We start from the raw sequence: 24,739 nt of genomic DNA on the forward strand, positions 1-24,739 counted from the left end.
TATATGACTAATCAAAAAAACTTTAAAAAGGAATTCATCCAGTTTGCACTAGAAGCCAAGGTGCTGGCATTTGGAGAGTTTAAAACGAAGGCAGGTCGTCTGTCCCCTTACTTTTTTAATGCCGGCGGCTTTAATGACGGATTACGTCTGAAGCGACTTGGTGAGTACTATGCACAAGCATTGATTAGCTCGGGTCTTAAGTTCGATATGCTTTTTGGGCCTGCATATAAGGGCATCACCTTGGCGGCTGCCACAGCAATCGCGCTGGCTGAACATGGTCAAGCGGTGCCCTATTGTTACAACCGTAAAGAAGCGAAAGATCATGGCGAGGGCGGTGTATTGGTGGGGGCGCCCCTGAGGGGCCGGGTTGTCATTATTGATGATGTCATTTCTGCGGGGACTTCTGTTCGAGAATCGGTAGATATGATTCGCTCAGCTGGGGCCGAGCCTGCTGCAGTATTGATTGCCTTAGATCGAATGGAGCGCTCTGGTAATGCAGAGGAAATCGGTACCAGTTCAGCCGTTCAAAATGTGCAAAGCGAATTTGGTATGCCAGTTATTTCGATCGCAGATTTGGCGAGCTTGATGACGTTTTTAGAGCAGTCAGAAAGTGCCGAATTACAAAACTATTTGCCTGCAGTAAAAGCCTATCGAGAGCGCTACGGTATTTAATGGGCTTTAGCGCCCAATCTAGATACTAACTTCGCCCTCAAAAACAGTGACTGCGGGACCTGTCATCATGACGGGGTGCTCAGGATTGCCATCCCACTCAATGATTAAATCCCCGCCACGTGTATGAACCGTCACGGGGCTACTTAATTTATTTTGCATGATCCCTGAAACGACCGCCGCACAGGCCCCAGTGCCGCAAGCCAAAGTTTCTCCAGAGCCTCGCTCAAAGACGCGTAACTTAATTTCGTGAGCGGAAATGATTTGCATAAACCCTGCATTCATTTTTTTAGGAAATGCTGGATGTGATTCAAGAACAGGTCCTTGGGTAGCGACAGGATGATGATCGACATCATTCACAATTTGCACACCATGAGGATTACCCATAGAAACAGGATGAATCCAAAATGAACCTTCACTCGTTTGAAGTTGATAAAGCGTGGCTTGTGCTTCTTGCTTGGATGAGAGATTCATTGGGGTAAATGGAATTTTCTCTGTCCCGAGTATGGGTGGCCCCATATTAACTGTGACTTGGCCATCAGGATTTTCAGTCAAGCTCAAAATGGTATGAGCCACTTCAACTTGCACAGTGGTGTTTTGGGTCAACCCTTTAGCGCGGACGAAACGTACAAAGCAACGCGAACCGTTGCCACATTGTTCGACTTCATTACCATCCGCATTAATAATGCGGTATTTGAATTCTGCCCCCTCGCGGCTTGGGCGTTCGACAATCAAAATTTGATCGGCTCCTATGCCAAATTGTCGATGCGCTAATTTCACCCATTGGGCTTTGGAGATCCCGGTGAGGTCTTGATGAATGCCGTCAAGCACAATGAAATCATTGCCCGCGCCATGCATTTTGGTAAATCGTAAATTTCTAGAGCTCATAAGGGTTAAATATACAGGCTAGTTGTACTTTTATGAGAATGTTATAGAATTCACACATATTCGCTGAGTTATGACAACTTGCGGGGCGAATCCAAAATATCCGCTAAAGCGTCGCCGCTGTTAGAACCGGCACGTGTTGTCGGAATACTTTTTTTAGGAGCTAACAGTGTCAAACGAATATTTCTTTACCTCTGAGTCAGTTTCCGAAGGCCATCCTGATAAGGTTGCTGACCAAATTTCTGATTCCATTCTCGATGCCATTTTGGCTCAAGATCCTACTGCACGGGTTGCTGCAGAAACTTTATGTAATACCGGTTTGGTTGTTTTGGCTGGTGAAATTACGACTACGGCCAACGTCGACTACATTGGTGTGGCGCGCGAGACCATTCGTCAAATTGGTTATGACAATACTGAGTATGGTATTGACTACAAAGGCTGTGCGGTATTGGTCGCCTATGACAAACAAAGTCCAGATATCGCCCAAGGTGTTGATAAAGCCCATGATGATGGTTTAGATCAGGGTGCGGGTGACCAAGGTTTGATGTTTGGTTATGCAGTGGATGAAACCCCTGAGTTAATGCCTTTGCCAATCTACTTGTCACATCGTTTAGTTGAGCGTCAAGCCGATTTACGTCGTGATGGTCGTCTCAATTGGTTGCGTCCTGATGCTAAGTCTCAGGTGACATTAAAGTATGTCGACGGCAAGCCAGTTGCGATTGATACCGTCGTTTTATCTACGCAGCATTCACCAGACATTTCTTTAGAAAAGTTACGTGAGGCGGTCATTGAAGAAATTATTAAGCCTGTATTACCTAAAGAATTAATCAAAGGCGAAATCAAGTACTTGGTAAATCCTACTGGCCGTTTTGTGATTGGTGGCCCACAGGGCGATTGTGGTTTGACCGGCCGTAAGATTATCGTGGACACCTATGGTGGTGCAGCTCCTCACGGTGGTGGTGCGTTCTCCGGCAAGGATCCATCTAAGGTTGACCGCTCTGCTGCTTATGCAGGCCGCTATGTTGCTAAAAACGTGGTTGCTGCAGGTTTGGCAAGTAAGTGCTTGGTACAGATTTCATACGCCATTGGTGTTGCAAAACCTACTTCTGTCATGGTCAGCACTTTTGGTACAGGTAAGATTTCTGATGAAAAGATTGCCCAGTTAGTTCAAGAACACTTTGATTTGAGACCGAAGGGTATCGTGAAGATGTTGAACTTGCTCAGACCGATTTATCGCAAAACGGCTGCTTATGGCCACTTTGGCCGTGAAGAGCCAGAGTTCACATGGGAGGCCCGTGATAAGGCCGCAGCACTAAAAGCCGCAGCTGGGCTATAATACGTTTATCGCCTCTAAGGAGCGTTGCAAGGTATTTTTTCAAATACCCCAGGCTTAGAGGAATTAGTTAATTGCAACGGCGCTCGCTAACCTTTTAAAGAACCGGTTGGCGGGCGTTTTTTATTGCCCCCGATTGGCCTTTCAATGAGTGGGGTGCATATGAACAAACCTGTAGATTTAAGCTTAAAAGACTTTGCTATTGCCGACATTGGCTTAGCTGATTGGGGTCGTAAAGAGATCGCCATTGCCGAAACTGAAATGCCTGGCTTGATGGCGATTCGCGACGAGTTCGCTGCCAGTCAACCTTTGCGTGGCGCCAGAATTACTGGCTCTTTGCATATGACGATTCAGACAGCGGTATTAATTGAAACCTTAGAAGCATTGGGTGCTGACGTACGTTGGGCCTCATGCAATATTTTCTCAACCCAAGATCATGCTGCTGCCGCAATTGCTGCGAATGGCACGCCTGTATTTGCTATCAAGGGCGAGACTTTAGAGCAGTATTGGGATTTCACACACAAGATTTTTGAGTGGCCAGATGGTGGCTATACCAATATGATTTTGGATGATGGTGGCGACGCCACGCTTCTGCTCCATTTGGGTGCCAAAGCTGAAAAAGACCAATCTGTTTTACATCATCCAACCAGTGAAGAAGAGCGTGTGTTGTTTGCCTCTATTCAGGCAAAGCTCAAACAAGATCCAACTTGGTACTCAGTGCGCTTAGAGAAAGTCAAAGGCGTGACTGAAGAAACCACTACGGGTGTTCATCGCTTGTATCAAATGTTTGCTAAGGGTGAACTCAAGTTCCCGGCTATTAACGTCAATGATTCTGTGACCAAGAGCAAGTTTGATAACTTGTATGGCTGTCGTGAGTCATTGGTAGACGGTATTAAGCGTGCTACTGATGTGATGATTGCGGGCAAGATTGCTGTGGTGGCTGGTTACGGTGACGTAGGTAAAGGTTCAGCCCAGGCATTACGTGCTTTGTCTGCACAAGTGTGGGTCACTGAAATTGATCCTATTTGCGCATTGCAAGCCGCTATGGAAGGCTACCGTGTAGTGACCATGGATTACGCTTGTGACAAGGCTGACATTTTCGTGACTGCTACGGGTAACTATCATGTCATTACGCATGACCACATGGCCAAGATGAAAGATCAGGCTATCGTTTGTAACATTGGCCACTTTGATAATGAGATTGATATCGCAGGTATTGAAAAATATCGTTGGGAAGAAATCAAGCCACAAGTAGACCATGTGATTTTCCCTGCCATGAATGGTCAGCCAGAAAAGCGTTTGATTATTTTGGCTAAGGGTCGCTTGGTGAACCTAGGTTGCGGTACGGGCCATCCTTCTTATGTGATGAGCTCATCTTTTGCGAACCAAACATTGGCGCAGATTGAGCTTTGGACAGCTGCTGGTACGAATAAGTACCCTGTGGGCGTTTACACATTGCCTAAGCATTTGGATGAAAAAGTAGCTCGTTTGCAGTTGAAGACGCTCAATGCTCAATTGACGCAGTTGTCTGATCAGCAAGCCGCTTACATCAATGTGAAAAAAGAAGGCCCTTATAAGCCTGAGCATTACCGTTACTAAGAAAGTCTGGAATTGATATGGAATTGAGCGTAGAGTTTTTCCCGCCAAAGACGCCTGAGGGTGCAGATAAATTGCGCCTAGTGCGTCAGCAATTGGCAGCTACGCTCAAACCGACATTTTTTTCTGTGACTTTTGGTGCAGGTGGTTCTACGCAAGACGGTACTTGGACCACGGTTAAAGAAATGCATGAGGCCGGTCTACAGGCTGCGCCTCATCTTTCATGTGTGGGTAGTACACGTGAAAAAATTGCAACTCTCATTCAGCAATACCAAGCCATTGGCATTCGTCGCATCGTTGCTTTACGAGGTGATTTGCCATCTGGCATGGGTCAGTATGGCGAGTTTCAGCATGCTGATCAACTCGTTAGTTTTATTCGTGAAACAACAGGCGATCACTTTCATATTGAGGTGGCTGCTTATCCTGAGACACATCCTCAAGCGAAATCGCCCGCAGATGACATTGTACGTTTTGTCAATAAAGTGAAGGCGGGTGCAAATTCCGCGATCACGCAGTACTTTTTTAATACGGATGCTTATTTCCGTTTTGTTGATGAGGCGGCTAAGCAAGGTGCTGATGTACCAGTGATTCCCGGCATTATGCCCATTACCAACTCATCACAACTATTAAGATTTTCTGATGCCTGTGGTGCAGAAGTGCCCCGTTGGATTCGTTTAAGACTCCAATCCTATGGTGATGATGTGGCTTCGATTAAAGCCTTTGGTCTGGAAGTCATCACAGATCTTTGCGATCAACTCATGGTGGCAGGCGCTCCAGGATTACATTTTTATAGCCTTAATCAAGCCGAGACCACCTTGGCCATAGCTAAAAATCTGCAATTAGTCGACTAAGTCAAAAATCAGTCTGTGAGGAGTTCGTCTAGGGCCTCATCATGCCCGGCAGGTTGCCAGGTTTCATGGATCTCAAGCGCTTGGTAGCTAATCCCAATAAAGGGGATGGCCATTAATTCTGGATTTGATCGGTAGCTAGCCATAGTGCGGTCATAAAAGCCACCGCCATACCCTAAGCGATAGGTTTTACCAGCGCGCTTCAGCCAGCCCAAGGTGGGCACTAAGACTGCTTGAGGTGTTTCAAAACCATGCTCTGGCCCTACTTCAGGGATTTGATAAAGGCCTAAGTGTTGAGGGTTTTCGTGATGGTTCCAGTATTGAAACATCAAGGCTTGATTGTTTTGAGTATGGGGCAGTAGTAAGCGACGATCTGCCTGGTTATTGGCCCATACTTTCATGCTTTCCAAAAGATTAAATTCGTCACGAATTGGCCAATAAATGGCAATAGTGTTGTAGTTTTGTCTTGCTAGCCATGCTTGCAAGTTATTTTGTAGGCGTAGCTGTGTGCCGGCATCCTTGGCAATTAAGGCACGCTTTTGACTTAGATTTTGTCTTAAATTATTCATGCAAAACAGGTCTTCACAATTATCAAAAATCAGGCATGATTTAGCCTATGCTACAACGAAACCAAATTAAATCAATCAAAGCCATACTACTTGCTTCAGTAGTATGTGTCAGCGTGGCCAGCATTGGCTCGGTATATGCGCAGGCTAAAAATAAGCCAAAGTCAAATCCTCCTAGTACGGAGGGTCTATCTGCACAAGATAAATTATTTGTTGAGTTAAGAGAGGCTGCTCGCGCTAATGACGCATCTAAAGCAAATCAGCTTGCAGCAAAGCTTGAGCAATATGATTTACACGACTATGTGTCTTACTTTCAGATTAAGCCCCGATTGTTTGATAAAGGCGGACAGGCCAAAGCGGATAGTGGCGCAGATTATCTCGTCGAAGCTTTCTTAAAAGTAAATGCAGGAAGCGCAATCGCAGATCGTATGAGAAATGATTGGCTTTTAGTGCTTGGCAAAAGAAAAGAGTGGGCTTTATTTGATCGTGAATACGCTCAGTTTGTTTTGGATGATGACACTCAAGTGAAGTGCTACGCACTTCAATCACGCTTGGTCAAAGGTGAGTCCGCCAAACAACTGGGCAAAGAATTACAGAGGGTCATGCTCGATGCACAATATTTTGGTGAGGCGTGCCCAGAAACAGCTCAGGCCATCTACCAAGACAATGGCCTGAGTCGGGCTGAGCTCAGGGCCTTGGGCCGTATTGCTTTAGAAGCCAATTATGAAGGCTTGGCTAAGCGTATCGGTGGCGATGATCCGATTGCGGATCTTGTTAAAAAAGCACGTACAGAGCCCGTGGTCATGTACCGCGAATTCGATAAAAAGAGCTGGGTATATGCCAAAGAAAATGCAGCCGCTGCATGGGGGGTTATTGGCCAGTATTTAGCTAAGAGACTCGACCGTAACGCGATTGATGCATTTAGAAAGCAACATGAATTAGGTTTTCATCATCTTCTTTCGCCTGAAACGCAAGAGTGGAAAGTGCGAGCTGCTTTACGTGAGGGTGATTGGAAGCTGGTTAAAGAATCAATAGATCAGATGAATACCGCAGTACGTCGTCGTGATCCTGCATGGAGCTATTGGTATGCAAGAGCGGTGCGTGAATTAGGTGATGAAGGTTTGGCCAAAGAAACATTTTCAATTTTGGCTGAACAATTTCATTTTTACGGGCAATTGGCTCGTGAAGAATTAGGTTTGCCGATTATGGCCCCCAAGCGTGTCGCCCCAGAAGAAGATTTGGTTAAAAAAGCCTCGGCAAAAAAAGGTTTTGCCAGAGCAGTGCGCTTTTATGACATGAATTTACGCTTTGAAGGCAATCGTGAATGGAATTGGGAGTTACGCAATCTCTCTGATCGTGAGTTGATTGCAAGCGCTGAGTATGCCAAGCGCATCTCTTTGTATGACCGGGCGGTGAACACTGCCGACAGAACCAAGTTAGAACATGACTTCACATTGCGTTACCCCACGCCATTTAAAGAGGCATTAGCACCGATTGCGCAGCAAGTGGGTCTCGATATGAATTGGGCCTATGGCTTAATTCGTCAAGAGTCACGCTTCATTATGAATGCGCGCTCACATGTCGGTGCATCAGGTTTGATGCAGGTTATGCCAAAAACAGCACAGTATGTCGCTAAGAAAATCGGTATGAATGATTTTAAGATTAGCCAATTAAATGACATGAGAACCAATCTCACATTAGGAAGTCATTATTTAAATATGGTGATGATCGATTTGGATGGCTCATGGGCCTTGGCATCTGCTGCTTATAACGCCGGGCCGGGCCGGCCAAAATCTTGGCGTGAAAAATTAAGTCGTCCTGTTGAGGGCGCCATATTTGCTGAAACGATTCCTTTTAATGAGACGCGTGGTTACGTAAAACATGTTTTAGCGAATGCTAATTACTATGCTGCTTTAGCCACTGCTAAACCACAATCAATCAAAGCAAAGTTGGGCACGATTAGTCCTAAAGCGGCAGTACTGACGGAGTTACCATGAGTTTTAAATATGATGTGCTGATGATCGGTGGTTCCGGATTTATTGGCAAAAAAATTGCTGCTAAGTTGGAAGCCAGGGGCTATCGCGTGTGTATTCCGACGCGACGTTTAAAAGATGCAAAAGAGTTGAGTGTTTTGCCCAAGGTTTATTTGGTCGAGGCGGACATTCATCAAGACATGGATCTAGACCGTCTTTTCGGGGGCTTAAATCAATCGGGCATCGTTATCAATTTGGTAGGCATCTTGCATGACAAGATGGGTAGTCCTTATGGTCCTGGCTTTAAAAAGAATCACGTTGAGCTCACGAATAGATTGATTCAGAAGATGAAGAGCCTAGGGATTCGAAGATACCTTCATATGAGCGCTTTGGGTGCTGATGAAAATGGCCCGTCTATGTATCAGAGAAGTAAGGGTGCAGCAGAAAGACTGGTGCAACAAAGTAGTTTAGATTGGACCATTTTTAGGCCTTCAGTTGTCTTTGGGCAAGATGATAATTTCATCAATATGTTTGCAAAGCTGCAAAAAATCGCCCCTGTTTTACCTTTGGGAGGTGCGAGCGCCAAGTTTCAACCTGTTTATGTTGAAGATGTAGCGCGTGCATTTGTCGATTCCTTGGCGCTGTCACAAACGATCAGGCAAATTTATGATTTAGTGGGACCTAAGGTTTATACATTAAAAGAGTTAGTTAATCTGGCTGGTTTAAAAGCTCAGCGTCAGGCAGTCATTATTCCTCTGCCATCTCCATTGGCGTATTTACAAGCATGGGCTTTAGAAATCATGCCTGGACCTACGCTTATGTCGCGAGATAACGTCGCGTCTATGTTGGTTGATAACGTTTCTGACAAAAATTCACTGACTGAGGTGTTTCAGATTAAGCCAACGCCACTTGAAAGTATTTTGTCGTGAAGACCTATATTGTTGGGGGTTACCTGCGCGATCAGGCGATGGGTATTCAAACCCATGATGTAGATTATGTGGTGGTAGGAACGACTCCCGAAGAGATGTTGGCATTAGGCTATACCGCAGTTGGCCAACATTTCCCGGTTTTTTTACATCCCCAAACGAAAGCGGAGTATGCGCTAGCAAGAACCGAGCGTAAGGTTGGACCTGGCTACAAGGGCTTTACTTTTCATGCAAGCCCTGAAGTGAGCCTTGAAGAAGATTTATCGCGACGTGATTTAACCATTAATGCGCTTGCTCAAGAGTTAGATAGTAATAACAATCCGATCGGCCCCATCATCGATTTACATGGAGGTTTGGCGGATATTAAAAATCGTGTGTTTCGCCATGTGGGCCCTGCTTTTGTTGAGGATCCGGTACGTCTTTTGCGTGTTGCGCGTTTTGCTGCACGATTTCCAGATTTCACACTAGCGCCCGAGACTAAAAAATTACTGCAGTCCATCAGTGCCAGCGGTGAATTAAAAGCGCTGGTTCCTGAGCGGGTATTTCAAGAATTGGCAAAGGGGATTGTTGAGCAAAGCCCTGTACGCATGTTTGAGGTTTTAGCTGAAGCCCAGGCCTTAAGTTATTTTTTCCCCGAAGCAGAATCTGCTAACTTAAATGGCGCCATAGAACAGCTTAGTCGTTGTAAAGATTCATCGCTACCAGATCGCATGGGCCTTTTTTTGGGAAGCTTTTCTTCTGAATTCATAAAAATCTGGTGTGAGTCATACCGTGTGCCAGCAGAGATACGAGATTTTGCGCTTGTTATTCAGTACGTCAGAAAATTTGAGAGTAGCTCTCAAAAAACGTCCAGTGATATTTTGGATCTACTAGATCGTGCTGATTATTGGCGCAAGCCAGAACGTTTTGAAAACGCCTTACGTGTACTTCAATCGAATCAAGCTGCGCTTCTCAGCGGTGTTACAAACAAACTGAGTTCTTTGGATTTAGGAGTCTTGGCCAATGAGGCTCATCATCAAAAAGTGGATATCAAAACTTATATTCGGGCCAAGCGTATCGAGCTATTGAATAATTTATAAAGACCGAGGCCTTCCTCTAAAACCAGGTAGCTCTCCTTCGCTGAAATCTAGCCCCTTGCCCAGCAGCATGACTTTAAATAACTCCCCCATCTCCGCTTCTGAGAGAAGTTTTTGTGCCTGATTAGAGAGCTGCATAAACTCAACGGTATTTTGAGGATTGCTTAATGTAAGCATCAAGTCCATTAAGCCTGCATCCATTAAATATGCAGCCTGGTTGGTATAGCCCCATAAATTAAAGCCACTTTCGATGGCGTGTTTGGCAATATCAGTCCAGTTGACGTGTGTTGTTAAGTCACAGATGCCTGGATAAAAAAATGGATCTTGGATTGTGTGATGTCGATAGTGTCCTATCAAAGTTCCTTGAGAGCGTTGCGGGTGGTAGTACTCGTGAGCAGGAAAGCCATAATCAATTAATAAGACAGCGCCTGCTTCAATAATGTCGTACAAACTTTTAATCCAATATTGCGCATTAGAGTTGATTTCTGTTGTGTAGCCCTCAGTCTTTGGTGTGGCATTGAGCGATTCAGGTAGAAAACCTATGGTGCTTAATGATTTTCTTTGTAGAAAAAAATTCTTTTCATCAGCAAATACATGTAGGTCGTACCACGAGCCATCGTGATACTGCACCAAGTCAACAGGCATAGCATCGATGACCTCATTAGCGATGATGACACCATGAAATTTTTTAGGTAAGCCATCTAACCAATGAACTGGATAAGGACACTCTTGAAGGCATTCCTTTTGCTGACTCACTAAGTCGCCCGATAAATCTAAGATTTGATAACTATCGACCTGGGCTTCAAGCTCTTGAAGCTCTTCAAGAATGCTTTTTGCTAAGGCGCCAGTGCCTGCTCCAAACTCTAGAATGCTAGGACGGACTCCAGTCGTTTTTTGAATTTCTTGGAGGCAAGGCAGTATTGCCTTGGCTATCGTTTTACCAAAAAGAGGTGATATTTCCGGGGCGGTGGTGAAGTCCCCCTTGGGCCCAATTTTGTACTCACGTGTGGTGTAGTAACCATGCTGCGGATGGTAGAGGGCCATTTCCATATAGCTTGAAAATGGAATAGAACCCCCATTCGAGCTAATTTTTTCTCGAATTTCCTTAGATAATTGCTCGCTTTGAGACTTTTCCTGCGTAGAAGGGGTAATATCCATATCCTGCGAGTCTACAACGCTTAAGAAAACAAGCCAAGAATGCAAAACAATACAAAAATCGCCTTGATTACAGGGGCCGCGAAACGTCTGGGTCGTGCCATGGCTATTGCTATGGCAAAAGAAGGCTGGGACGTAGCTATTCACTATGGCAGCTCAAAAGATGCGGCATTGCAAACTGTTGCCGATATACAGGCTACGGGACGCCGGGGTATTGCATTTCAGGCAGACTTATCTGAAGAGTCCGAGGCCTCTACTTTAATTGCGCGTTGTACCGAAGAATTTGGTCTGCCTACATGTTTAGTTAATAACGCCTCTTTATTTCAATACGACGTTGCCTCAAGCTTTAGTTATGCAGCATTAGATCGTCACATGCGCACTAATGTGGCAGCCCCACTGATTTTGGCGCGTGATTTATATCGGCAACATAAAAAAATTGCTCAGGCAGGAGCTGGACCTAGTGGTGTAATCATCAACTTATTAGATCAAAAGTTAGCCAATTTAAATCCTGACTTTTTGTCTTACACCTTATCAAAAGCATCTTTGCACTCCGCTACTACTTTATTGGCGCAGTCATTTGCTCCAATTTTGCGTGTCGTGGGTCTTGCCCCAGGAATTACATTGGTCTCCGGGGATCAAACAGAAGATGGTTTTACTAAGGCGCACGCTATGACACCTTTAGGTAAGTCTTCAACACCCGATGATATTGCTGCTGCAGTGCTTTATCTAGCGCAGGCTCAAGCTGTAACGGGTACAACTTTGTATGTCGATGGGGGGCAGCATTTGTTACCGACCGATCGTGATGTGATGTTTTTAACGGAGTAAGGTATGCAAGCCCTTTTATCGCACCCAAAATTAATGAACTGTCGTCGCTTATTTTTAAGTAACTACGAAATTTATATCAATATCGGAGTTCATGATTTTGAAAAACGTGGCGAGCAGCGTGTCTTGGTGAATGTTGATTTATATGTACCACTCAATCAAAATACGCCGACCCATGATCGCTTAGAGGAAGTTGTGGACTATGACTTTATGCGTCAGAGTATTGTTGAGCGTGTTTCAAAAGGTCATATCCATTTACAAGAGACACTCTGTGACGATATTGCAAGAATCATGCTCGCTCACCCATTAGTGCAGGCCGTTCGAGTTTCGACCGCTAAGCCGGATGTTTATCCAGACTGTGAATCTGTTGGTGTTGAAGTATTTCATATTAAAGAATGAAAGACCCACGAAAAATTGCTCTTGAAGAGAACAAGCTAGAAAAGAAACTCTGTCGGCTTGTAGGCGAGGCCATTATCGACTTCAATATGATTGAAGCCGGCGATAAGGTCATGGTCTGCCTATCGGGTGGTAAAGACAGTTACGCGATGCTAGATATTTTGATGAGGCTCAAAGAGCGTGCACCGGTTGACTTTGACCTTGTTGCAGTTAATTTGGATCAAAAGCAGCCGGGCTTTCCTGAAGATGTTTTACCTAACTACTTAAAAAAATTAGGGGTTGCTTTTCATATTGAGGAGCAGGATACCTACGGCATTGTGAAGCGCGTTATACCTGAGGGTAAGACGACTTGTGGCTTGTGTTCTAGATTGCGACGTGGCATTTTGTATCGTGTTGCCAAAGAACTGGGCGCCACCAAAATCGCGTTAGGTCATCATAGAGACGACATCTTGCAAACCTTGCTCATGAATATGTTTTATGGTGGCAAATTAAAAGCGATGCCACCGAAGTTGAGGTCTGATGACGGCCAGCATATTGTGATTCGGCCCTTGGCATATGTGCCGGAGCACTATTTAGAGCGCTATGCGCAACAGATGGAATTCCCGATCATTCCATGTAATTTATGTGGCAGCCAAGAAAATCTTCAGCGCCAGGCGATGAAAGAGCTGTTGCACGAGTGGGAGAAAAAATATCCAGGTCGGGTACAAAGTCTTTTTAGATCTCTACAAAATTGCGTACCCTCGCATTTGATGGATCATCGCCAGTTTGATTTTAAAAATCTAACTGATAGTGCTGATGATGATATTGATGAGCAGATTACTTGGCAGCCGTTACAGATGCCTGGGATCTTAAATCCTCAAGATCCTTAATCCAAGAATCTAGCTTTTCAATAGCATGTTGCCGTTGAGAAGTCTCCATGATTTGCACAATATTTAAGCTCATATCAATGTTCGCTTTTAGGCGGGCCTGCTGTATTGCCCGGCTTTGTGAGTGACGCCCTAATTCAAAATGGGTATAAAAGTCATTCAGTCGATTGAGTATGTCTGCTTGCTTAGACGAGTTATTACGTGCGAACTGCACAATGTCTAAGAATTCTTTCTGACGCCTCAAGCGGTCTTCATAAAGTTGCTCTTGCGGTAAATAAGTTGCTTTGACAATCTCGGCAATTTTTCTTTCTTGCTCACTACTGAGTTTGCCAAATAGAGATTTAGAACGATCAATCACACGTTCGGTCTTCAGCTTGAGCTGCTTGTCTTTGGTTTCACCAATAAATTCTTTACGAAACTTAGCATTACTCTTGGCTATATTCTTTTCCAGGTTTTTATGTTGCTCGTCAGAGATTTGGCTTAGCAATTTCGCTGTATCTGCATTGCTGTACTCCGCAACACTCAATAAGTGTATGCGGATACGCTGCGTCAGGAATTCAAAATCAGAGCGTAAAAATTGATGACGTAATTTGTCTTTAGCAAACTCTAGGGTGGTAATGATTTCGCTAAGTTGTTCGGTGCGATGCCAATGGAGTTGGCGTTGTAGCGCTATTTTGACGAGCTGATTTTGTTCTTGGTTCAGGCTTAAATAGTCATCAAGCCACCAGCGAGCTAAAAAGTCGCTTTGGTTATAGGCAATTTTGAAGGTGCTACAACCCGCCAACCCGACAATCAGCAAAGTCAGGAATAAGCGTTTAAATCGGGCTATTAGGCTCAATATGCACATATAATTATTATTAATGAATATCGTGATCTTAGCTGCCGGCCAAGGAAAGCGAATGCGCTCTACCTTGCCAAAAGTCTTGCATCCTATTGCAGGTAAGCCTATGCTGGGATGGGTGCTTGATACTGCTAGCGCCTTAGACCCTAAGGCTAACGTGGTCGTCGTGGTCGGTCACGGATCTAGTCAGGTCGAATCCTATTTAAATAGCATCTCTTCTGCGGCGCAAATTGTTGTACAGAAAGAGCAAAAAGGTACCGGACATGCTGTGCTTCAAGCGGTTCCTGCTCTACGTTCAGATGATCAGACTTTGATCTTATATGGCGATGTGCCACTGATCTCTGCAAGCACATTACAAAAACTGGCGTTATTGGCCCAACAGGGTTCTTTAGGACTCTTGACTGAATTCATGGACGACCCGACTGGATATGGTCGGATTGTGCGTAACGCAGATACCACTGTAGCGGCAATTGTTGAAGAAAAAGACGCAAGCCCTGAGCTTCGTGCAATTCGTGAGGTGAATACGGGTTTGATGATAGCCCCCACAGCGACATTAAAGACTTGGCTATCAGGTTTAAGTGCCAATAACGCTCAACAAGAATATTACCTAACGGACATCATTGAAATGGCCGTGCGCGATGGTGTGCCAGTGATCACCACGCAGGCTCAGTATTCATGGGAAACAGCGGGCGTCAACAGCAAAAAGCAGTTGGCCGACTTGGAGTGTGCTTGGCAAAATCATTTAGCCCAAGCTCTCTTGGAGCAAGGGGTGACTGTGATGGATCCCCACCGAATTGATATTCGTGGGGAGCTTAGTTGTGAAGAAGATGTCACCATTGATGTGGGCTGTATTTTTATTGGGCGCGTGCAACTGGCTCGAGGGGTTCATATTGGCCCATACTGTGTGATTCAAGATGCGGTGATTGGTGAGAGCGTGACTGTTGAGGCATTTAGTCATATTCAGGAAGCGACTATTGGTGCACGATCTAAGATTGGCCCTTATGCGCGTCTTAGACCGGGTGCGCAGCTCGGTGAAGATGTTCATATCGGCAACTTCGTGGAAGTCAAGAAGACCACTATTGATGATGGTAGTAAGGCGAACCACTTAGCGTATTTGGGTGATGCCCAGATTGGTAAGGGAGTGAATGTCGGTGCAGGTACGATTACCTGCAACTACGATGGCGCTAATAAGCATTTAACTATTATTGAAGACGGTGCTTTTATTGGTTCGGATACACAGCTAGTTGCACCCGTTCGCGTAGGTAAAAATGCCACTCTTGGAGCAGGTACGACCCTAACAAAGGACGCGCCAGAGAATCAATTAACGGTTACACGTGTTAAACAAACATCTCTTCATTGGCAAAGGCCAGTCAAGACTAAAAAATAAGCTCATTATTTAGAGAAATCCATGTGCGGAATTGTTGGAGCTGTTGCTCAAAGAAATATTATCGATGTCCTAGTAGAGGGCTTACGACGCCTAGAATATCGAGGCTATGACTCTTGTGGTTTTGCGGTGGTACAAAATAATGCCCTAGTGCGCGCACGAACCACAGAGCGGGTTGCTGATTTGGCTGAACAAGGGAAATTGCTTCAAGGCTCATTAGGCATTGCCCATACGCGCTGGGCCACACATGGCAAACCCGATACGCACAATGCGCATCCTCACTTTTCACATGACTTAATTGGCCTAGTGCATAACGGCATCATTGAAAATTATGAAGAACTGCGTGAAGAGCTCAAGTCTGCCGGTTATCAATTTGTATCGCAAACAGATACAGAAGTTATTGCGCATTTAATACATCATTTGTATACCCATCAAGCGCAACAGAATTTAGACTTAGCGGTTCGCATGGCCTTACCCCGTTTACATGGCGCCTATGCAATTGCTGTGATCTGTAAAGATAGCCCAGATTTATTGGTAGGTGCTCGCGTAGGGTCTCCCTTGGTATTGGCCTTTGGTGAAAACGAAAACTTTTTGGCCTCTGATGCTTTGGCAGTGGCCGAGCATGCTAAACAGATGGTTTATCTGGAAGAAGGGGATGTTGCAGTGCTCAGCCATAGTAATGTCAAGATTACTAACGCAGCTGGAGAAATTCTGACGCGTGAAAAAAAGCCAGTTCCAGAGCAAGCAGTTGCAGTTGATTTGGGGCCTTATCAGCATTTCATGCAGAAAGAGATTTTTGAGCAGCCCAGAGCTATTGCCGATACCATTTCTAATGTGGAGTCGGTGGGAGCCCATTTATTTGGTGCTACAGAAGAGCAATTTAATCAGCTAGAGGGTGTGTTGATGTTGGCCTGCGGTACAAGTTACTACGCCGCATCTACTGCAAAATATTGGATTGAATCGATTGCCAAGGTTCCTGTTCAAGTAGAAATTGCTAGTGAGTATCGCTATCGAGATACAGTGCCTAATGCTAAAAATCTAGTAGTGGTCGTATCTCAATCAGGTGAAACCGCAGATACATTAGCAGCCTTAAGACATGCCAAAGCATTGGGGCATACTCAATCACTCGCGGTGTGTAATGTGGCTACAAGTGCGATGGTTAGAGAAACCAATTTTGCATTTTTAACGCATGCGGGTACTGAAATCGGTGTTGCTTCTACGAAGGCGTTTACAACTCAGTTGGCAGGACTTTATCTGCTGGCATTGAGCTTGGCGAAGGTGAAGAAACGTTTAAGTCTTGCTGATGAGCAGTTGGCTTTACATCAATTACGACATTTGCCGGCAGCAATTCATGCGGTGCTAGCACTCGAGCCGCAAATTATGGCTTGGAGTCAGAGCTTTGCGAAGTGCGAAAACGCACTATTTTTAGGTAGAGGTTTGCACTACCCGATCGCTTTAGAAGGCGCATTGAAGTTAAAAGAGATTTCATATATTCATGCAGAAGCCTACCCTGCGGGTGAGCTCAAGCATGGCCCGTTAGCTTTGGTGACTGAGCAGATGCCAGTTGTTACTGTTGCGCCCAATGATGCACTCTTGGAGAAGTTGAAGTCCAATATGCAGGAAGTGAAGGCGAGGGGTGGTAAGTTATATGTGTTTGCTGATGCAGATACGCAAATTGCGAGCTCTGATGGTATACAGGTGATACGTATGCCAGAGCACTATGGTCATTTATCACCGATTTTGCATGTCTTGCCATTGCAATTATTGGCTTACCATACCGCTTGTGCGCGAGGTACTGATGTGGATAAGCCGCGCAACTTAGCCAAGTCAGTGACGGTTGAATAATTGAAGTCTAAGCTGGTTATTGATACCAATATTCTTTTAGATTTATTGGTCTTTGATGATCAAAGAGCGCATCCATTGCGTACCGCTCTGAATGAATCTCAAGTCATTGCGTTAGGTTCTTCCTATACCGTGGCAGAATTTTTGGATGTCATTGCTCGACCACAATTTAATTTGGATCGAGAAGCGCAAACGAAGGCTCATCAGCAATTGTTAGCATGGCTCACCTTAGAGCATGATGAGGCTGTAGAAACTGCACCATGGAAATGTAAAGATAAAGATGACCAAATTTATCTCAATTTGGCATTCAGTCACCGACCATGCACTTTACTGTCCAAAGACAAGCAAGTATTAAAGTTGGCTAAAAGAGCTCGTCAGTGTGGGGTTGTGATCACGAATGATCACAATAAATTTCTTCTGGCGCTTTGATATTCATCTTCCAGGCGTTGCACAATCTCGGCAATACTGGGAGCGTCATTAATCAGGCCTACGCCTTGCCCTGCACCCCAAATATCCTTCCAGGCTTTTGCATTGGCTTCATCTTGATTGGCTTTTTGAAAATCCATTTTTGATTTGTCAACGCTCGGCAGATTTTTAGGGTCTAGACCGGCGCTAATAATGCTTTGCTGAATATAGTTGCCATGAATACCCGTAAAGAAATCGGTGTACACAATATCGGCAGCGTGAGCATCAATGATGGCCTGTTTATAGGCTTGAGATGCATGGGCCTCTTGGCTGGCAATAAACCGAGTGCCCATATAAGCAAAGTCTGCACCCATAGCTTGGGCAGCCAGTATCGATTGGCCGTTAGAAATAGAGCCTGAGAGTGCTATGGGACCCTTGAAGAGCTGACGGACTTCACCTACTAATGAAAAGGGAGATAGAGTGCCCGCATGACCTCCTGCGCCAGCGGCAACTAAAATTAAACCATCGACCCCTGCCTCAAGTGCCTTTTCAGCATGACGAATATTCACGACATCATGTAAAACAATCCCGCCATAGCTGTGAACCGCATCCAAAATTTCTTTGATGGGTGCGCGCAAGCTAGTAATAAAGATGGGCACTTGGTGTTTGACACAAGTTCTCACGTCTTGCTCAAGTCTTTGATTAGACATATGAACAATCTGATTCACTGCTATCGGACCGATTTTTTTGGCTGGGTTTTTAGCCTGTTCTTCTGCAAGTTCTTCTTTGAGTTGGCTTAACCAATCATCTAGGAGTTCTGCAGGACGAGCATTGAGCGCCGGAAACGAGCCCACAATCCCAGACATACACTGTGCTTTGACAAGTTCAGGGTAGCTCACGATGAACATGGGCGCCGCAATCACAGGTAGGCGTAAGCCTTGTAAAACCTGAGGTAAATGGGAGTTCTTGGCTAATTTAGGGTTATTCATAGGTATGAGTAGGGCTTTTTAGGTCGACTTTTCTTAATATTTCCTTACAATATAACCGCTATATAGTTTTTTATCTATGGCATAAAAACTTAGGAGAATTTTTATATGAACAAAAATATTCGTCGCACAGCTTTGGCATTAAGCTTAGCTGCTGGCGTATTCGCGTCTGCTGCACAAGCAGCTTTCCCAAGTGACAAGCCTGTCACTCTCGTGGTTCCTTTTGCTGCTGGCGGCCCAACTGATAAGGTAGCTCGTGAATTAGCTCAAGTGATGACTAAGTCACTTAAGCAACAAGTGATTGTTGATAACTCCCCAGGTGCTGGTGGTACTGTTGCCGCTAAGAAGGTATTGGCTGCTCCAAAAGATGGTTATACGATTTTGATTCACCACATTGGCATGTCAACAGCCCCATCTTTGTATAAGAATCTTGGCTTTGACCCCAATACAGATTTCGAACACTTAGGCCAAGTGGCTGACGTGCCAATGGTTATGATTGCTAACAAAGCTGTGCCAGCAAAGAATTTGACTGAGCTCTTGGCATACATCAAAGCAAACAGCACAAAAGTGTCATATGCCAATGCTGGTATTGGATCAGCGAGCCACCTGTGCGGTCTGCTGTTCATGAGCACTATTCAAGTAGACATGACGACTGTTCCATACAAAGGTACAGCCCCTGCTTTGACAGATTTGATTGGTGGTCAAGTACAGTTGATGTGTGACCAAACTACAAACATTGCTGGTCAGTTGAACTCAGGTGCTGTTAAAGCCTACGGTGCTACAACTATGCAACGTATCCCAGCATTCAAAGATATCCCAACTATGAATGAGCAGGGTTTGAAGAACTTCCAAGTGAACGTTTGGCATGGCGTTTATGCTCCGAAAGGTGCTCCTGCTGCTGCGGTAGAAAAATTAGCTGCTGCTGTTAAGGAAGGTATTAACGACGCTGGCTATAAAGCTAAGATGGCTGAATTAGGTGCTGCTGTACCTAATGAGAAAAATGCTAGCCCAGCAGGTCACAAGGCTCACTTGAAGGCTCAGATTGATTTGTGGGGCCCAATCATCAAGAAAGCTGGCGTATACGCTGATTAATTCTGATTAATCAATAGATCGCCTGACAATCGGGCGCCACCTGTTTCAATAAGAGCACGTGGCGCCCATTTTTTTATCTCATCCAAAGACATCCCCAAAATCTTCGCTATTGAGCTAAATAGGGGTGTTTTGACTATCCAATCTTGTGCATCATCAAGCCGAATAGATTGCCAATCTAATAATCGAAACTTAAGTAAAACTTTAGCGGCGTGCTTGGCATTTCTTTTTGGGTCTTGGGCTAAATAATCGAGCCTTGACCTTGCCGTATGAAGCGAGCTAGCAAGGTCACTAAAAGCTGGGCCATGGCCGGGCAAGACTAATTGCACATCTAGAGATTCAATAAGATCCAGAGTTTGACTCACTTCGTCAAAGCCACTTTCACCAATAAGCTCTGGGAAAATAGTGCCAAAACCATTTTGCCAAAGAGCATCGGCAGAAATTAATAAGCCATCTTGCGCGTTGTACAAAATGACTGAGTCTGGGTCATGACCTGGAGCGCCGAGAATATCCCAGGTGCGCTGGGCCAGAGTCAGTTGATGACCCACTTGAAGAGCTTGATCAAACTGAAAGCGTGAGCATTCTTGCCCTGTCGGAATAAAGCTTAATTGTGTTTCATCCCAGTTTTTTACAGCCTCACAGCTGGCTTGAGGGATATACGTTTTGATTTGTGGAAAAGCAGACTGCAGAGTTGCGTTGCCGCCACAATGATCAGAATGAAGATGAGTATTAATTATCGATACACACTGACTTTGAGGGTGCTGATTTAAATGTTGTTGTACTAATGAGAGAGTTTGTGCGCGATGACTATCGTATGAAGTATCAACAATATGTAACTCATCTTGGTTAAAGATAAAGATGTTGTTGGCTGATAGCCAACCTCTTTCAATAAAACGAATACCTGCTAGTGATTTCAAGATGCTTGGCGTCTTAGGTCTAGCACTTGCCATAAGGCATCTTTTTCTAGGTCTGATAGTTCAGACCAGACCGCAATTTCATCAAGAGTGCGGCGACAGCCAAGGCAGTAGCGATCCTCATCATCCATCTTGCACAAATTGATGCAGGGGGAGTGTGTTCTCAATGGCTCCATCTTATGAATAAGCGTAGTTTTTTTGTATTGTCGCCTGATAACGACTTTCTAGCTCGTCAGTATTACGAACACTCATCCCTAAATCTTTGAGGCGTCCGTCCTTGAGATCATAAATCCAGCCATGCACAGTCACATCTTGTTCTCTGGCCCAGGCATCTTGAATAGTGCTTGTATTGCAGACGTTCATCACTTGCTCAATAACATTCAGCTCACAAAGATAGTTGAGTTGCGTATCTTTTTGCAAGATGCTCCCTAGATATCTGCCATGCTTATCTTTGACGTCTTGTATATGGCGTATCCAGTTATCTGCCAAGCCAATTCTGAGGCCTAATTGAGACGCGCGTACGCCAGAACAGCCGTAGTGACCCACCACAATAATATGCTTGACCTTTATCTGATCAACAGCAAATTGAATAACAGATAAGGCATTTAAATCCGTGTGAACCACCACATTGGCAATATTGCGATGAACAAATACCTCTCCAGGTGCTAAGCCGGTTATTTGATTAGCGGGTACTCGGGAATCCGAACAACCAATCCATAAATACTCAGGGGCTTGCTGTGTAGCTAAGCGTGAGAAATATTCAGGATCTGTTTCTGTGACCTGTTTAACCCATGTTTGATTATTCTCAAGTAGGTTGGCTAACAGATAGGGGTTGTTCGACGGATTCATATTATTGATAGCGATTAATAAATCTTAGTTTTTTGTCATAAGGGAAAAAATCATGGACTTGATTGGCCAAAATTCTGTCTTTATGAACTTGCCACATACTGGCTTCAAAGAAGTCAGCGTGATGTTTTAAAAAGTATTTGCGCACCCTCTCATCCCCTAACAAGAAGGTGTTATATGTCTCAGGGAAGATATCGTGAGGCCCCACGTTGTACCAAACCTCACCAGATAGTTCATCTTCTTCGTTTCTGGCAACTGGCACCTTGCGAATATTACAGTCGGTAAGGTATTCAATCTCGTCGTAGTCATAAAAGACAACTCGGCCGTGACGCGTAACGCCAAAGTTCTTATAAAGCATGTCGCCAGGGAAAATATTGGCAGCAATCAGTTCCTTGATCGCATTACCATACTCAATAATGCCGTGCTCAACTTGTTCCTCGGTGCCGTTTTGGAGATAAATATTCAGCGGCGTCATACGACGTTCAATGTATAAGTGTTTAATCACTAATTCATCTTGCCCATCAATATCCTTGCCAAATTCAAGTTGTGAGGCGGCATGTTTTTTCAGCTCTTCAATGAGCTCAGGCTCAAAGCGTTCTAAGGGAAAAGCGACAGATGTAAATTCCAAAGTATCAGCCATGCGCCCAACGCGATCATGCTGCTTAACTAATTGGTATTTCGATTGAATCAATTCCCTAGTCGTTTCTTTGGGTGGCGGAAAGTAGTCTTTAATTAATTTGAATACATAGGGGTAGCTTGGTAAATCAAATACCAACATTACTAAGCCCTTGATACCTGGCGCAATCCTAAATTGATCAGTCGAGTGTAGTAAGTGATGTTGAAAGTCTCTATAGAAGAGATTTTTCCCGTGCTTTTGTAGGCCTAGAGAGTTATAGATTTCAGCTCTTGGCTTATGCGGCATGATTGTTCTTAAAAAGGTGACATAAGCCGATGGGATTTCCATTTCTACCAAAAAGTAACTGTGCGTAAAGCTAAAGATGACCACCAAGTCTTCTTCTTTAAGTAGGGCTGTATCTATATAAAGCTGATGATTCTTATTGTGCAAAATAGGCAAGGCCAAGGGGATCGTGCGATCACCATTGATCAGGCGACCAATAATGTAGGCCGTTTTATTTCTGAAGAATAAAGAAGTCAGTACATGAACCTGAAAATTAGTTCTGATTTCTGCTAAGCCAACTTCTTCTTCGATAGCTTTGACTACAAAGCTGATATCACGATTGAGGTTTTCAAATGGATTGCTGAGTTCATAACTAGAAATAATTTTTTCAAAAGTACTTTTTAAGCCGGCTAAATTCCCGGGATAGTAGGCGCGATAGGTCGGTCTTGTCGGTGGTTCATCATTTTCAATATATTCGGTTGAGATGGTGGGCCGAATGAAAATGAAGTCGTTATGAAAATAGGAGCGATTCAGTATGCGAGTGCAAACGGAATTGAAAAAAGTCTCAGCCAGTTCTGGCTGATGATGTTCCGTAAGTAAACCAATATAGTGCAGCTTAACCTGTTGCCATACCTCATCATTGAGGCTCACGGCATCATATTCATCTTCAAGAGTGACCACTGTTTCTGCGACACGTTTATCGTAATACGCAATGCGGTCACGCAGTAACTGTCTAACACCTAACCAATTTTCTTGTTCAAACTGTGTTTTTGCTTCACGGCTTGCTTCCCGAAAGATTCGATAATGTCGATTAAAACCATCGACTAAGGTCTGAGCCATATCAAAAGCAACCTGGGAAGAGAGTAATTTGGGAAAATGTGCCATAGTGAGTTATCGTAGCTGATGTTTCATAACGCAAACTGACATGCAGACATTGATCTATCCCTGGGCGGATACTGTCCCAGATGCCGGAAAAACCATTGCGATTACTCCCTTTTTGCGATGGGTCAGAATGCCCCTGCCTTTTGCTTTAGACCATATTAACCTATGGCTTGTCCAAGATGGTGAAAATTCAGAGGGGGCATGGTCGATCATCGACACAGGGATTAGCCATGAGACTACGCAAAATGCTTGGCAGGCTATTTTTCGTGATGAGCTGTCCAATAGTCCATTAAAAAGACTTTTTGTCACTCATATGCACCCTGATCATGTGGGTTTGGCGGCATGGTTGTGCGAACAATATCATTTGCCCTTATGGATGAGTATGACAGATTACCTTTTGGCTAAATGGCTTATTAGCACTGAGGGGAGCCAACAAGGTTCAGTCGCGGGAGGTGGTGGTGCAGCCGAACATTTTCAGCGGCATGGCTTAGCCGACCCTGATGATCTAGTAAAGATTAGACAAAGAGCAAACTATTATCAAAATATGGTGCCAAGCATGCCTTTGCGTTACACCCGTTTGATGCATGATGATCAGGTTCAGATAGGCAATCATCGCTGGCGTGTCATTGCTGGCTATGGCCATGCCCCTGAACACTTAAGTTTTTATTGTGAGGCCCAAGGTATTTTAATTTCTGGGGATATGGTTTTGCCCCGGATTTCCACTAATGTGAGTGTCTTTGATAGTGAGCCTGATGCCAATCCACTGAAGCTTTATCTGGACTCATTGTCTCGCTATGCAGACTTGCCAGCAGACACCTTAGTATTGCCCTCGCATGGCAAACCATTTCGGGGCCTACATTTAAGGGTTGAGCAATTAAGGCAGCACCATGAGGCTCGTCTAGAAGAGACGCTCACTGCATGTGGGCAAGCCCCTCAATCTGCTCGAGATCTAGTGCCTGTTTTATTTAAAAGAGCGCTAGATCTGCACCAATTAACTTTTGCTATGGGTGAGGCGATTGCCCACCTTAACTACCTCTGGCACGCCGGGTCTTTGTCGCGGGAGCTTTGCGCGGACGGGATTTTGCGCTTTTCGAAGGGCTAAAGCTAGCGCTAGTCATTTTTTTGGCCATATCTGTAGCTGCCTGAGTCGCCTGGTTGGCAGCTTTTTGAGCCGCCTTGGAGGCTTCGGCCATGGCTTCAGGGGTCATGGCTTCGCTAAATGATTTCAGGGCGGCCAGGGTGGCTCGTTGGACTTCAAGGCCCTGAATCGTACTTCTGAGGACATTCATATTCATTTGCAGCCAGTTTTCAACACTCTTTAGATCTTGAATGCGCTTATCGAGCTCTTCAATATTCAGAGTGGGCATAGCTGCACCGCCACCAATGCCAGCTCCAAAGCCGCTAGCATCGCCGGGAGTTGGGGAGTTGCCCCACATGGTTTTGAACATTTCTAGGCTTTGATTGAAGTCAGGCATAGCACCAAACATAGAAACTCCCCCGAAAAAGTTAAGTAAATCAGAAATATATCGTTATTAACGATA

General features: G+C 44.7%; 25 protein-coding genes and 1 riboswitch. Of the genes, 15 read left to right on the forward strand and 10 right to left on the reverse strand.

Annotation, left to right across the window (positions count from 1 at the left end):
• Window positions 1–3 precede the first annotated feature (3 nt).
• Window positions 4–672, forward strand: coding sequence for an orotate phosphoribosyltransferase (pyrE, locus tag ICE94_RS04485; protein ID WP_216149279.1), 669 nt, complete (start codon window positions 4–6; stop codon window positions 670–672).
• A gap of 18 nt (window positions 673–690) precedes the next feature.
• Here pyrE and dapF read toward each other — a convergent pair whose 3' ends face one another.
• Window positions 691–1,557, reverse strand: a complete 867-nt coding sequence (gene dapF, locus ICE94_RS04490; RefSeq protein ID WP_255539082.1) for a diaminopimelate epimerase — start codon at window positions 1,555–1,557, stop codon at window positions 691–693.
• A gap of 166 nt (window positions 1,558–1,723) precedes the next feature.
• Between dapF and metK the strand changes: the two genes are divergently transcribed.
• The 3 genes from metK (at window position 1,724) to metF (ending at window position 5,334) form a co-directional block, all read left to right on the forward strand.
• Complete coding sequence (gene metK / locus ICE94_RS04495; protein WP_216149281.1) at window positions 1,724–2,890, forward strand: methionine adenosyltransferase; 1,167 nt, start codon at window positions 1,724–1,726, stop codon at window positions 2,888–2,890.
• 10 nt (window positions 2,891–2,900) lie between these two features.
• A riboswitch (S-adenosyl-L-homocysteine riboswitch) is annotated at window positions 2,901–2,982 on the forward strand.
• A 67-nt stretch (window positions 2,983–3,049) separates the two neighbouring features.
• On the forward strand, window positions 3,050–4,486 hold the full coding sequence (gene ahcY / locus ICE94_RS04500; RefSeq protein WP_216149283.1) for an adenosylhomocysteinase: 1,437 nt from the start codon (window positions 3,050–3,052) through the stop codon (window positions 4,484–4,486).
• Between the two features lie 17 nt (window positions 4,487–4,503).
• Entirely contained in the window at window positions 4,504–5,334 is an 831-nt protein-coding gene (gene metF / locus ICE94_RS04505) for a methylenetetrahydrofolate reductase [NAD(P)H] (RefSeq protein ID WP_216149285.1), read from the forward strand.
• 8 nt (window positions 5,335–5,342) lie between these two features.
• Here metF and ICE94_RS04510 read toward each other — a convergent pair whose 3' ends face one another.
• A complete protein-coding gene (locus ICE94_RS04510; RefSeq protein ID WP_216149287.1) occupies window positions 5,343–5,900 on the reverse strand; it encodes a 5-formyltetrahydrofolate cyclo-ligase in 558 nt (185 codons plus the stop codon).
• 47 nt (window positions 5,901–5,947) lie between these two features.
• Here ICE94_RS04510 and ICE94_RS04515 point away from each other — a divergent pair, with 47 nt between their 5' ends.
• Genes ICE94_RS04515 through ICE94_RS04525 form a run of 3 tightly spaced genes read left to right on the forward strand, consistent with a single transcriptional unit; the run spans window position 5,948 to window position 9,875 of the window.
• The gene (locus ICE94_RS04515) at window positions 5,948–7,894 is read left to right on the forward strand and encodes a lytic transglycosylase domain-containing protein (protein WP_216149290.1); all 1,947 of its coding nucleotides are present in this window, start codon (window positions 5,948–5,950) and stop codon (window positions 7,892–7,894) included.
• Window positions 7,891–8,799, forward strand: coding sequence for a complex I NDUFA9 subunit family protein (locus tag ICE94_RS04520; RefSeq protein ID WP_216149291.1), 909 nt, complete (start codon window positions 7,891–7,893; stop codon window positions 8,797–8,799). Before ICE94_RS04515 ends, ICE94_RS04520 begins: the two co-directional genes overlap by 4 nt.
• On the forward strand, window positions 8,796–9,875 hold the full coding sequence (locus ICE94_RS04525) for a hypothetical protein (RefSeq protein ID WP_216149293.1): 1,080 nt from the start codon (window positions 8,796–8,798) through the stop codon (window positions 9,873–9,875). Before ICE94_RS04520 ends, ICE94_RS04525 begins: the two co-directional genes overlap by 4 nt.
• On the opposite strand, the gene ICE94_RS04530 is transcribed toward ICE94_RS04525, so the two are convergent.
• A complete protein-coding gene (locus ICE94_RS04530; RefSeq protein WP_216149295.1) occupies window positions 9,870–11,030 on the reverse strand; it encodes a class I SAM-dependent methyltransferase in 1,161 nt (386 codons plus the stop codon). The two genes, ICE94_RS04525 and ICE94_RS04530, sit on opposite strands and share 6 nt — an antisense overlap.
• 39 nt (window positions 11,031–11,069) lie before the next feature.
• Between ICE94_RS04530 and ICE94_RS04535 the strand changes: the two genes are divergently transcribed.
• From ICE94_RS04535 to ttcA, 3 genes are read left to right on the forward strand one after another with little or no spacing between them, the layout of a single operon-like run.
• On the forward strand, window positions 11,070–11,852 hold the full coding sequence (locus ICE94_RS04535) for an SDR family oxidoreductase (RefSeq protein WP_216149297.1): 783 nt from the start codon (window positions 11,070–11,072) through the stop codon (window positions 11,850–11,852).
• 3 nt (window positions 11,853–11,855) lie between these two features.
• A complete protein-coding gene (locus ICE94_RS04540) occupies window positions 11,856–12,248 on the forward strand; it encodes a dihydroneopterin aldolase (protein ID WP_216149300.1) in 393 nt (130 codons plus the stop codon).
• Window positions 12,245–13,114: a tRNA 2-thiocytidine(32) synthetase TtcA gene (ttcA, locus tag ICE94_RS04545; RefSeq protein ID WP_216149302.1), complete on the forward strand. Its 870-nt coding sequence runs from the start codon at window positions 12,245–12,247 to the stop codon at window positions 13,112–13,114. Before ICE94_RS04540 ends, ttcA begins: the two co-directional genes overlap by 4 nt.
• Here the strand turns inward: ttcA and ICE94_RS04550 are convergent.
• Window positions 13,062–13,958, reverse strand: coding sequence for a DUF6279 family lipoprotein (locus tag ICE94_RS04550; protein ID WP_216149304.1), 897 nt, complete (start codon window positions 13,956–13,958; stop codon window positions 13,062–13,064). The genes ttcA and ICE94_RS04550 overlap by 53 nt on opposite strands.
• Window positions 13,959–13,971: 13 nt before the next feature.
• Between ICE94_RS04550 and glmU the strand changes: the two genes are divergently transcribed.
• The 3 genes from glmU to ICE94_RS04565 are packed head-to-tail and all read left to right on the forward strand — an operon-like array spanning window position 13,972 to window position 17,607.
• On the forward strand, window positions 13,972–15,339 hold the full coding sequence (gene glmU, locus ICE94_RS04555; RefSeq protein WP_216149306.1) for a bifunctional UDP-N-acetylglucosamine diphosphorylase/glucosamine-1-phosphate N-acetyltransferase GlmU: 1,368 nt from the start codon (window positions 13,972–13,974) through the stop codon (window positions 15,337–15,339).
• Between the two features lie 21 nt (window positions 15,340–15,360).
• Window positions 15,361–17,181 carry a glutamine--fructose-6-phosphate transaminase (isomerizing) gene (gene glmS / locus ICE94_RS04560; RefSeq protein WP_216149308.1) on the forward strand — a complete coding sequence of 607 codons (1,821 nt, stop codon included), beginning with the start codon at window positions 15,361–15,363 and terminating at the stop codon, window positions 17,179–17,181.
• Window positions 17,182–17,607, forward strand: coding sequence for a putative toxin-antitoxin system toxin component, PIN family (locus ICE94_RS04565; protein ID WP_216149310.1), 426 nt, complete (start codon window positions 17,182–17,184; stop codon window positions 17,605–17,607).
• Here ICE94_RS04565 and ICE94_RS04570 read toward each other — a convergent pair.
• Complete coding sequence (locus ICE94_RS04570) at window positions 17,580–18,572, reverse strand: nitronate monooxygenase family protein (protein ID WP_216149312.1); 993 nt, start codon at window positions 18,570–18,572, stop codon at window positions 17,580–17,582. The genes ICE94_RS04565 and ICE94_RS04570 overlap by 28 nt on opposite strands.
• Window positions 18,573–18,677: 105 nt before the next feature.
• Between ICE94_RS04570 and ICE94_RS04575 the strand changes: the two genes are divergently transcribed.
• The gene (locus ICE94_RS04575) at window positions 18,678–19,661 is read left to right on the forward strand and encodes a tripartite tricarboxylate transporter substrate-binding protein (protein ID WP_216149314.1); all 984 of its coding nucleotides are present in this window, start codon (window positions 18,678–18,680) and stop codon (window positions 19,659–19,661) included.
• Here ICE94_RS04575 and ICE94_RS04580 read toward each other — a convergent pair.
• Genes ICE94_RS04580 through aceK form a run of 4 tightly spaced genes read right to left on the reverse strand, consistent with a single transcriptional unit; the run spans window position 19,658 to window position 23,201 of the window.
• Complete coding sequence (locus ICE94_RS04580) at window positions 19,658–20,608, reverse strand: MBL fold metallo-hydrolase (RefSeq protein WP_216149315.1); 951 nt, start codon at window positions 20,606–20,608, stop codon at window positions 19,658–19,660. The two genes, ICE94_RS04575 and ICE94_RS04580, sit on opposite strands and share 4 nt — an antisense overlap.
• Window positions 20,572–20,748, reverse strand: a complete 177-nt coding sequence (locus ICE94_RS04585) for a DUF1289 domain-containing protein (protein WP_216149317.1) — start codon at window positions 20,746–20,748, stop codon at window positions 20,572–20,574. Before ICE94_RS04585 ends, ICE94_RS04580 begins: the two co-directional genes overlap by 37 nt.
• Window position 20,749: 1 nt before the next feature.
• The gene (can, locus tag ICE94_RS04590) at window positions 20,750–21,421 is read right to left on the reverse strand and encodes a carbonate dehydratase (protein ID WP_216149319.1); all 672 of its coding nucleotides are present in this window, start codon (window positions 21,419–21,421) and stop codon (window positions 20,750–20,752) included.
• A 1-nt stretch (window position 21,422) separates the two neighbouring features.
• Window positions 21,423–23,201 carry a bifunctional isocitrate dehydrogenase kinase/phosphatase gene (gene aceK / locus ICE94_RS04595; protein WP_216149321.1) on the reverse strand — a complete coding sequence of 593 codons (1,779 nt, stop codon included), beginning with the start codon at window positions 23,199–23,201 and terminating at the stop codon, window positions 21,423–21,425.
• Window positions 23,202–23,241: 40 nt separating this feature from the next.
• Here aceK and ICE94_RS04600 point away from each other — a divergent pair, with 40 nt between their 5' ends.
• Window positions 23,242–24,300 (forward strand): MBL fold metallo-hydrolase, encoded by a 1,059-nt coding sequence (locus ICE94_RS04600; RefSeq protein WP_216149323.1) that lies wholly within the window; start codon window positions 23,242–23,244, stop codon window positions 24,298–24,300.
• Here the strand turns inward: ICE94_RS04600 and ICE94_RS04605 are convergent.
• Window positions 24,224–24,685: a PhaM family polyhydroxyalkanoate granule multifunctional regulatory protein gene (locus ICE94_RS04605; protein ID WP_216149325.1), complete on the reverse strand. Its 462-nt coding sequence runs from the start codon at window positions 24,683–24,685 to the stop codon at window positions 24,224–24,226. The genes ICE94_RS04600 and ICE94_RS04605 overlap by 77 nt on opposite strands.
• Window positions 24,686–24,739: the final 54 nt, after the last annotated feature.

It is taken from the genome of Polynucleobacter sp. MWH-Loch1C5, from assembly GCF_018881775.1.
GTDB lineage: Bacteria > Pseudomonadota > Gammaproteobacteria > Burkholderiales > Burkholderiaceae > Polynucleobacter.